The organism is Clostridium sp. cel8 (assembly GCF_014050525.1).
Taxonomy (GTDB): Bacteria; Bacillota; Clostridia; order Clostridiales; family Clostridiaceae; genus Clostridium_B.
This window is the reverse complement of record NZ_JACGAG010000023.1, coordinates 1-1,856: the sequence shown is the minus strand read 5'-3', so window position 1 is coordinate 1,856 and position 1,856 is coordinate 1. Positions and strand designations below refer to the sequence as shown.

The window sequence follows — 1,856 nt, the reverse complement described above, 5'->3', positions numbered from 1 at the left end:
AAAGCTCTAAGTTCAGCCATTTTTTTCTCTATAACTATTTGAAGATCTGATACCTTTTTGTAATCTTTCTCTTCAACAGCTTGTTTTATCTTTGTGAAAAGACTCTTATTGCTGTAGGAATCTTTCATGAGTTCATGTCTTAAATCATCTATTTTCATCCAATTTGCAACGTCTATATCTAGGGCTTTGTCTATTGAATGAAGCATTTTAAAGGATCTTATTTCCTTAGAGTACTTATTTATAACTCTGTGATTCAATTCAACTATCCATTTTTCTATATAAGCTGTTTTAAAACTTTCTATGTACTTATCTTTTAGTACATCTCCTTTTGTAAGTACAGCTCTTTTTTCTGGATATTTATTAAGTGCAGTAAAGTTTTCGTAAACTGTAGCAGGAGCTTTCCCAAATAGAGCTTCTCTTTCTTCATCAGTATATGATTCAAATACGTCAATTTCGCTTCTGTACTCTCTGTCTTTTTCAAGGTAATCTGCAGCTTCTCCCTTTTTCTTTGACAGCTCTTTTAGAAGTTCATCTTCAGTTTTATTATTTTTCACAGCATATTCTATACCATCTGTCATAGCAAGATATAGTGCTCCTAGAGCTATATAAGTATTTGTATTTGGATTAGGTGCTCTTAATTCAAATCTTGTTGCAAGAGGATTTCCAGTTTCTCTAACAACACCTATAAGTACGGATCTGTTTCTTGAAGGTATGTCAACTGAACGTCCTATAGAAGTTACTATGCATACAGGTGCTTCAAAACCTGGTTTTAGTCTTCTAAGTGAATCAGTAGTTGAAGAAACAAATGGATTTAAAACTTCATAATTTTTAAGTATTCCCATTATAGAACCATATCCAAATATGCTTAAGAAACTTTTATCTGATGAAAATAGATTTACTGTTTTGCCATTTTTAAGTTCTAGTGCAATTCCAATATGAGTATGTTCTCCACTTCCTGCAATGCCTTCTACAGGTTTTGCCTTAAATGTAACGTTAAGTCCATTTGCTTTAAATGTTTCTTCCACTATATTTTTTATAAATGCCTCGTTGTCAACAGATTGGACTGATGTGGAGTACTTCCAATCAATTTCAAGTTGTTCCATTATTTTATAATTACCATCTTTATCTACTTTTGCCTGAATTCCTCCAACTTCTTTATGACCCATTTCAGGTTCAAATCCATAGAGCTCCATTGTCATAAGTGACTGTTCAAGAGCAGTTTTTACGGCACCTTTTGTTCTTGCCCAATATTGTTCTTTTAATACTTGGGAAGTTGATAAGTCTTCAACTTCAGGCTTGTTGTTTGGAGTATTTACCCAGAATTCAAGTTCAGTTGCAGATGTTCCAACTATGTCTTTTATGTCATCGTATTTTACACCAATTGAAGATAGGGAATCAGGATATTTTTTAAATAGATCCAAAAGAGTTGACTTTAAATATTCTATAGAGTTTTTAAGTACACATCTTGAGTCCACTGGTGTGTTGCTGTGATATAGGAAGCAAGGTATTCTAAGAGTACCAACAGGTTTTCCTGTTTCAGGATCAATGTTGTCTGGATTGTAGTCTACATACCAATTTACATCTGGATCCGGAATCATATCAACTTTTGCATTATCCAAAGTGGCAATTCCAGGAAGAACTATAGAGGAACCATCTGTTTGAATTGCTCCATTTAAAAAGCCTTCTATATCATTTAAAAAAACCTTTATAGGTATTTTTTCATCAGTATTATTACCACATAGATCTACACCTACTGCTGATATAAATCTTATTTCAGGGTGTGAATTTAAAATTTCCTTAAGTGCTTTTTCAGTATGATTATCTTTTGATATTGTATAAATTAAATCTTTTAACAT

General features: G+C 32.4%; 1 protein-coding gene. It reads right to left on the bottom strand.

The window, feature by feature from the left end; genetic code table 11:
• The coding region (locus H2684_RS12220; RefSeq protein ID WP_182089677.1) for a glutamine synthetase at nucleotides 1-1,856 on the bottom strand (1,856 nt) is incomplete at both ends.